Origin of the sequence: Nocardia sp. NPDC059154 (genome assembly GCF_042755705.1) — a bacterium.
Classification (GTDB): Bacteria; Actinomycetota; Actinomycetes; order Mycobacteriales; family Mycobacteriaceae; genus Nocardia.
Window position 1 is genome coordinate 1 of sequence record NZ_JBHZCS010000149.1, and the last position, 7593, is coordinate 7593.

Sequence of the window (7593 nt, forward strand, 5' to 3'; positions counted from 1 at the left end):
CCACAACGGCCCGTAGGGGGCCGCGGTGATGATCAGCGGTGCCTGGTTCTCGGGGAGCAGTGATCGATCGGTGAAGTACATGTTCTCGCCTCCGAGGCTCTCGGTCGCGGTATGTCACGTTCACAGGTGGTAATCGCTGTGCTGCTGTGTCCCATCCTATGGTCTCCGACTTCACTCCTGCGGCTCGATTCGAGACAGTTCTTCGGCGAGGATCGCGGCACCGACGTTGCATGCCTGCACTCCCTGGGCGACACAGAGTTTCAGTACTTCCATGATCTCCTGAGTCGTCGCGCCAGCGCCCAGCGCAGCCTTGATATGGCGTCGGATCCCAGGTGAGTACAGATGGGTGAACGACGCATCCAGGGCGATGCTGAGAAGCTCGACTTCTTTGGCGGACATGACCTCGCTTCGATAGATGCCGACACCGGTCGCCATGAACTCGTCGGTCCATACCGGGTCGAGGTCGAAGAAGGGATTCCACGCCTCATTCCACTGTCCGGCAGCGCGCATCGCATCACACGACGGAGTCGGCAGGCCGCCGGTTCTGGACACGGGTTCGCTCGCGCGGGCCTGTACCTCGTCGAGCAGGATCGGCGCAGCGACGCTGCACGAGTGGAGCGCAACCATGGTCGCGCACTTGATCACGAACAGCATTTCGGAGCGCGTCGCGCCGGCCGCAAGCGCGGCACGCATATGCCGCCGCGTCGCCTGCGCATCAAGATTGGTACACGCCACGGCCAAGCCGACACTGACCAATTCGACGAACTTCCGGCTCAGGACCCCACTACGCCAGGGATTGGTCGCCATCTTGTTGCACGCGTCGGCCCATGCCGGGTCCCACGTCCGCAACAGTGACAAGGCTGCGGCATCCCAAGGACCAGCATCGGCCGCGGCAGCGTCCATCGGATCTGGCATCGAAATGTCATCAGCGGACATAGGTCATCCTCCGTCTGATCGACGCAGCTCATTGGATGGATCCATACGGTTGGTGATCACGCCTGCATGTAGAAGATTACGGCCACGGGCGAGGCCCAATATGACCCGGATGCACCGTGCGGACCGAAACGGCCAGCGCTAGTGCCGGCGAAACGACTGAGCCCCCGCCCGGGCACCGGACGGGGGCTCAGCAGGGTCTCTACCAGCAGCGATAAACGCGCCGCCCTAGGCGAATTCCGTGTCGGAGCGGGCGCGATTCGTGGATTCGGGGTGGATCGTCGGTCAGGTCAGCGACAGGCGAGTCACCGGTTTCCCGAAGGTAACTGCCGCTCGGGTGTGGCTGGCAAACCACCCAGCTCGTAATCCGGTCGGTGGTTCCACGAGCGGAGTCCGTCGGTGTGGTTCACTCCGGACTGCGGAAACACTTGGTGGAGAGGTGATTTCGGCGGGAACCATATCCTTGGCTCATGTGGTCGCTGCGATCGGATGGCGGATTGGCCATGGCCGCGCGCCCGGGACGGACGTGATCCCCGGGTGCGCGGTTGTGGCGCGGACTGCTACTTCGCGGGCGCGGCGGGTTGCGCGGGGTCTTTGCAGTAGGCGAGCTCGGGTGGGCAGGGTGCGAGGATGGTGGAGAAGTACTGGATGGCGGCGAACAGGGTGATGGGTCCGCCGGCGACGACGAGCCCGGTCATGGAGCCGACCGCGCCGAGGGTGGCGGCGCCGAGGACGCAGCCGGCGACGGCGGCGCCGACGAAAGGTGCGAGCAGGAAGATAACCGGGCTCGAGATCGCGGCCCCGACTGCGGCGCCGGTCAGGCAGCCGACGCCGGCGCCCAGCACGGCGCCCAGGACAGCGCTGACGGCGGCGCCGATCGAGAGCCGCTGGGCGAAGGTGCCCAGGGCTTGCGCGTCGCGGGGGTTGAGGGATTCGGCGATCTGTTTGGCGGCTTGGTCGGTGGTGATGACCTGGTCGCGGGAGACGGCCTCGGCCGGGCGGCCGTCGGTTCTCGATGGTGTGAGGGTTGCTGTGCCGCCGTCGATCCGGGCGTTGATCGGGTAGGCCGTGTTGTCGATCTGGTAGGTGAGCGGGATGGCGGCGACCGGTTGATCGGTGTGGTCAGTGACGACGAGCTGGTCGCCGTCGACCTTCAGCTTGCCGTCGCTGGTCGTGAGTAGGGCGGTGTCGCCGCGTCGAGCGACTTCGTAGTGCACGGCGTTCGGCGTTGGGTCGGCGGGAGCGGGGTCGGCGCCGGCCGTCGCGGTGGTGAGTGCAATGGCTGTCGCGGTGAGCAGCGCGGCGGTGGTGGTTTTCCTCATCGGGTGTTCCTTGTTTTCATCTACGGGATTGGTGCGGATCTGGGGTGGTGCGCACCGTGTTTGGGGTCGCGTCGTCGATCAGTTGCCCGGCTTGTGGCCAGGGTCCGTAGCCTGCGGCGGGGTCGAGGTGTCCGACCGGGCCGGCGTCGATCAGGCGGCTGCCCCAGGCTTCGGCCAGGCCGGCCACACGCCGGCGGGTGGCCAAGGGGTCGTTGGTGCTCGCGGCCAGGACGGAGGGGAATGGCAGCCGCCGTCGTGGGATCGGGGTCCAGCCGTGCCGGCCGAGCACGGTGGTGCTCGGGTAGCCGTCCGGGAGCGGTGTTTCGAAGTCCGGTGGTGTGACCAGGACCGCGGCACGGACGTCGCGGGTGGCGCGCTGGGCCCAGTGGACGAGGGCCAGCACGCCTGCGCTGTGGGCGACCAGCACAACCTCGCCGGTGATGTCCGACAGGGCCCGGTCCAACGCCGTGACCCAGGCGCGGCAGTCCAGGCGCTGGGCGCCGTTCGGCCGGGACAGGAGTCGGGCGTTGGGACGTGTTGCTTCGAGCTGGATCTGCCAGTGGTCGTCGGGGTGATCGCCGAGGCCGGGGACGATCAGGACGTTCGGTTCGGTCGCGAGATTCACGGTCGGTGCTCCAGGATGACGTGGCCGGGTGTTCCCGGCCGCGGGGTTAGATGACGGCTCCGCCGTTGGGGCTGATGATCTGGCCGGTGAGGTAGTGGTTGTCACCGGCGAGGTAGACCGCCAGGGAGGCGTATTCCTCGGGTGTGCCGAGCCTGCCCATCGGGAGGCGGGCTGTATCTTCCAGCAGCACAGACAAATTGAGCATGGAGGCACCTCGCGGGGGTTGGTGAAGGAGGGAATGCGGCGGGCAGCGCCGCCGAGTTCACGCGGCAGTCGGCCGGGTATCGAGGGCGGCCAGGCGGCGTAGTCCGGCAGGGTAGGCGCGGCGGCCCAGGGCCAGGGCGATGATGGCGCCGAGGTAGACCAACGGGACCAGTCGCAAGGCGTTGGCCAGCCCGTAGCGGTCGGCCAGGAAGCCGACTACGAGCGGGCCGAGGGCGAGTCCGAAAACGTTGTTGGCCAATGCGACCGTCGCGAACGCGGTGGCACGCAAGCTGTGATGGGTGAGGCTGGCCACCATCGAGGTGGTGGCACCGGTCGAGCCGGAGGCGGTCAGTGTGCCCAGCGCGAGCACGATCAGTTGGGCGGGGCCGGTGCCGAGACCGAACGCGATGGTCAGCAGGATCAGTGAGATCGTGCAGTAGACCAGTGCGCTGCTCCACTGACGCACCGGATCGGTGCGCCCGATCCGGTCGGTGATGATGCCGCACACGATCATTCCGATTCCGCCGAGCAGCACATATGCCGAGGCCACAAGGCCGGCGCGGCCCGGGGGCATCGAATAGGAACGGTTGAAGAAGCTGGGCAGCCAGGCCAGCAACACACCCCCGACGAACAGCTGCAGGCCGCCACCGAGGTAGGCGCACCACAGCGATACCGACGCGAACAGGCTCGCCAACGGCGCTCGCGAGGTGTTGTGCGGGGCCGGAGACGAATCCGGCGCCGGCGTCTCCGTGACCTGATGACGGCTCAGGGCGGATTCGGTGATCAGCATCCGGAACGCGGCAACCAGCAGCAGACCCACCACGGCCATGACCACGAAAGTCCATCGCCAGCCGATATGTGCGGCGACGATGCCGCCGAGTGCGACTCCCAGGACCGACCCGAAAGAACCGCCGGCAAGGAACGCTCCGCTGAGCGAGGCCCGCAACCGAGGCGCGAACACGGACAGCATCACTGCGACCCCGACGCTGCCGTATGCGGCTTCACCGACCCCGACCAGAAACCGTGCGCCGAGCATCTGGCCGTAGCCGGTGGCCAGCGCGCACAGCAGGGTGGCGACGCTCCAGACGGTCGCCATGACCAGCAAGCTGCGCATGCGGCCCCATCGGTCGGCCGCCAGCGACAGCGGAAACGCCAACACGCCCACCATCAACGCGACGACGCTGGTCAGCGACCCCAGCTGTGAATCCGACAGCCCCCAGTCGGATTTCAGCAGCGGAAACACTGCGGCCAAGACCTGGCGGGACATGTAGTCCGACAACATCAACCCGAAGGTCAATCCGAACACTATCCACGGAAAGATCCGGGAACGTGCGCTCGGGGTCGCGGGTGTGATCGCGGAAGGGGCGGCGGGAGTGGTGGGAATGTCCATGGCGCATCCTCGAGCCTGGTGGAACTGGCATACCGGGCCCGAAGGGACCGATGCCGGACGATGAGAAAGAGAAGAAGGAAGGGCCGGGGCAGCGCGCCGGACGGTTGTGGCGGCGCGCTGTCACCGGTGAAGGTCAGGCGTGGTGAAGGAATCCGACCTGGCCGGGCTTGCGGTTGGGCGGGTAACCGATCTTGGCCAGCGCCTCGTCGGTGCCGGCGTACTGCTCGTCGAGCAGGTAGATCTCACGTGCCTCCTTGCAGGAAGCCACGTCGCGCCCCAGTTCGTCGGCGATGCGGACCATCTGCTCGACCTGCTGGACCGAGGTGCGCCGCTCGCCCCTGCGGCCCCACAGGTTGTCCTCGATACCGACCCGCACGTGCTGGCCCAACGCGATCGCGATCGTGCACATCGGGGTGACATTGCGCATGATCGTTTCGATCGTCAGCACCGCACCGTCGGGCGTCCGGCGAATGAACTCGATCAGGTCCGCCGGGTGCAGGCCCGCCGAACCGCCGCCGATCGCCATGTAGTTCAGCACCAGCGGGCCGGTGTAGTGGCCGCGACGGATCAACCGCTCCACCGTCTCCAGCTGAGTCAGACTGCCGAGCATGAAGTGCGGCTGGATGCCGGCCGCGGTCAGCCGGCGCAGATGCTCGAGGTAGAACTCCGGACCGGCTTCCATCACCATGTCGCGGTATGCCTTGTAAAGCACGGGGTTCTGCTGTATCGACGTGCCCGCGATGTCGTCATCGGTCAGCAGCTCGGTGACGTTCATCTGGTTGGTGTTGACGACGATGGTGACCTGATCCGGCTTCGGGTCGAGCTCGGCCAGCATGTGGCGGGTGTCGTATTCCAGCCACTTCGCCTTGTCGCCGCCCTCCGGCGGCGCGAACGAGATCGACCCACCGACCTGCAGGATCATCTCCGGCACGGCTTCCCGGAGACGGCCCAGCATCTCGTTGAACATCTCCAACCGCTTGGATCCGTGCCCGTCGAGCTCGCGCACGTGCACATGCAGCACCTGCGCGCCCGCGTTGTAGCAGTCCACCGCCTTCTGGATCTGCTCGTCCATCGTCACCGGAATGTCGTCGGAATCTCCGGGCAGGAACCCCGGAGCGTACGGGGCCACCTGGATGACCAGTTTCTCCTGGTTCTCCGGTAGCAGCGAATCATCGAGGTAGTGCATGATCGTCCTTCCTGATCGTTGTGGATTGCGCGGTGCGGAACTACCGCTGCTCCGCGCGGCGACGCTCGAAGGCGTCGAGTTCTTCGGCGAGCACGGGGACCCCGATGTTGCAGGCGTGAATGCCCAGCACGGTGGTCAGCTCGAGAACGGCGAGGATCTCCTCGCGAGACACACCCAGCTCCAATGCGGCGCGGATGTGGCGGCGCACTCCGGGCGAGTACATGTGCGTGCACGCGGCGTCGACCGCGATGGCCAGCAACTCCACGAACTGCGGGGACAGCACGCCACGGCGAATCGGCAGCGTACCCATGGACATGAACTGCTCAGTCCACACCGGGTCCCATTCAAAGAGCTTGTCCCACAACGGATTCCACGCACCCTGGGCGCGCATTGCGTCGACGACGGGGGTGGGTACGGACTCGGTGGTCATCGGCAGCTCCTGTGATGCATTGGACGTGATGCGGGTCACGGTATCTGCCGAAACGCAACTGTACTTGACCCATTGAGCCATGTAATTTGACTCCTGGGGCATAGGAAGGATGGCGATGACGGCGACGATGATTCGCAGCGCCGTGCTGTCCGGCTATGTCGATGTGGCCCTGTCCCTCGGGCTGGACCCGATGCTGCTGCTGCGCTCGGTCGGCATCGGCTCTGCCGGATTGACCGCCAGCGACATCTGGCTGCCGGTCACAGCGGTCGACCAACTCCTGGAACGCTCCGCCGCCGCGGCGAATTGCGACGACGTCGGGCTACGCCTCGCCGAACGGCGAGGCTTGTCCAACCTCGGCCCCGTCGCCCTCGTCGCCCGTGAAGAACCCGATATCCGCAGCGCGGTACAAATCGCGCTGCGGAACATCACCCTGCACAATGAAGCACTGCGCATCCGGCTCACCGAAACCAACAGCCTGACCACTATCCACGTCCAGGCGGCCGAGGGGGTCTCGCTCGGCCGGCAATTCCGCCAGCTTGCCGTCGGTGCGCCCTGCCGGATCCTCTGCGATTTCCTCGGCCCAACCTGGCGCCCGGTATCGGTCCGCTTCGCCCACCCCGCACCACCCGACCTCGATGCCTACTACCGGATCCTCGGTCCCTCAATAGAATTCGACCAGTCCTCCGACGGCATCGTCTGCTACTCTCACGACCTCGACGCGGCGAACCCTCTCGCCGACCCCCTGCTCCGCCCCTACGTTCGCGACTACCTGCGAACACTCGCCCCGTCCGGCGAGTCCATTGCCGACCAGGCGCGCGCCGTCATCGAATCCCTCCTGCCCACCCAGCGCTGCTCGGCTGCCGTCCTCGCTGACCGGCTCGGCATGGGCCGCCGTACCCTGTACCGGCACCTCGCCGACGCTGGTGAAACCTTCACCAGCATCCTCGACACCACCCGCCTCGACCTCGCCCGCCGCTATCTCACCCAGCACGACCGCACGCTCACCGACATCGCGACCGAACTCGGCTTCTCCGAACTGAGCGCCTTCTCGCGATGGTTTCGCCGCCACACCGGCCACAGCCCCAGTCAATTCCGGCGCCACCAGTCATGAACCCGCGACCGTCACGTTTCGGACCCCGGCCAAGTCCCCGCAGTCCCCGCCACCGAGGAACTCTGCGGGCCTTCGTCCGGACCGGACTCCTGAAAGCAGCTACTGACCGGGGTGTGAGACGCGCAAAACTGCGAAATCCGGCGCTAGGGATTCACCGCAGCTGACTTCCGATCACACGGCTGACGAGGTTCCGCTCGAGCCGCTGACCGAAGCGGCCAGCGCAGGACGACGGAAGATCAACTGGCCGTGTCCATCCGAGGCCGACCGAACGCACCGTAATGGCTTCCCTTCAAGTCAAGGCGCGGTTTGGAGGGCAGGGCTGGTCTGGTTGATGGTGAGTCCGGGTTGTGGCTTTTCCGAAGAGCCGGTGTGCGGGGTCGAGCCGGTCGCGC

At 66.5% G+C, this 7593-nt stretch carries 8 protein-coding genes; 1 reads left to right on the plus strand and 7 read right to left on the minus strand.

Annotation, left to right across the window (positions count from 1 at the left end; genetic code table 11):
• Positions 1-171: 171 nt before the first annotated feature.
• The 7 genes from ACFXN1_RS50735 to ACFXN1_RS50765 all read right to left on the minus strand — a co-directional run bounded on the left by ACFXN1_RS50735 (position 172) and on the right by ACFXN1_RS50765 (position 6090).
• On the minus strand, positions 172-936 hold the full coding sequence (locus ACFXN1_RS50735) for a carboxymuconolactone decarboxylase family protein (RefSeq protein WP_379446406.1): 765 nt from the start codon (positions 934-936) through the stop codon (positions 172-174).
• 557 nt (positions 937-1493) lie between these two features.
• Positions 1494-2255 (minus strand): hypothetical protein, encoded by a 762-nt coding sequence (locus ACFXN1_RS50740; protein WP_379395996.1) that lies wholly within the window; start codon positions 2253-2255, stop codon positions 1494-1496.
• Positions 2256-2271: 16 nt separating this feature from the next.
• Positions 2272-2880: an RBBP9/YdeN family alpha/beta hydrolase gene (locus ACFXN1_RS50745; protein WP_379446472.1), complete on the minus strand. Its 609-nt coding sequence runs from the start codon at positions 2878-2880 to the stop codon at positions 2272-2274.
• 46 nt (positions 2881-2926) lie between these two features.
• Positions 2927-3085, minus strand: a complete 159-nt coding sequence (locus ACFXN1_RS50750) for an SDR family oxidoreductase (protein WP_379396000.1) — start codon at positions 3083-3085, stop codon at positions 2927-2929.
• Positions 3086-3142: 57 nt separating this feature from the next.
• Positions 3143-4474 carry an MFS transporter gene (locus tag ACFXN1_RS50755; protein WP_379446471.1) on the minus strand — a complete coding sequence of 444 codons (1332 nt, stop codon included), beginning with the start codon at positions 4472-4474 and terminating at the stop codon, positions 3143-3145.
• A 133-nt stretch (positions 4475-4607) separates the two neighbouring features.
• Positions 4608-5660, minus strand: coding sequence for a 3-keto-5-aminohexanoate cleavage protein (locus ACFXN1_RS50760; protein ID WP_379446470.1), 1053 nt, complete (start codon positions 5658-5660; stop codon positions 4608-4610).
• A gap of 40 nt (positions 5661-5700) precedes the next feature.
• On the minus strand, positions 5701-6090 hold the full coding sequence (locus ACFXN1_RS50765) for a carboxymuconolactone decarboxylase family protein (RefSeq protein ID WP_379446468.1): 390 nt from the start codon (positions 6088-6090) through the stop codon (positions 5701-5703).
• A gap of 115 nt (positions 6091-6205) precedes the next feature.
• Between ACFXN1_RS50765 and ACFXN1_RS50770 the strand changes: the two genes are divergently transcribed.
• Complete coding sequence (locus ACFXN1_RS50770; protein WP_379446467.1) at positions 6206-7201, plus strand: AraC family transcriptional regulator; 996 nt, start codon at positions 6206-6208, stop codon at positions 7199-7201.
• Positions 7202-7593: the final 392 nt, after the last annotated feature.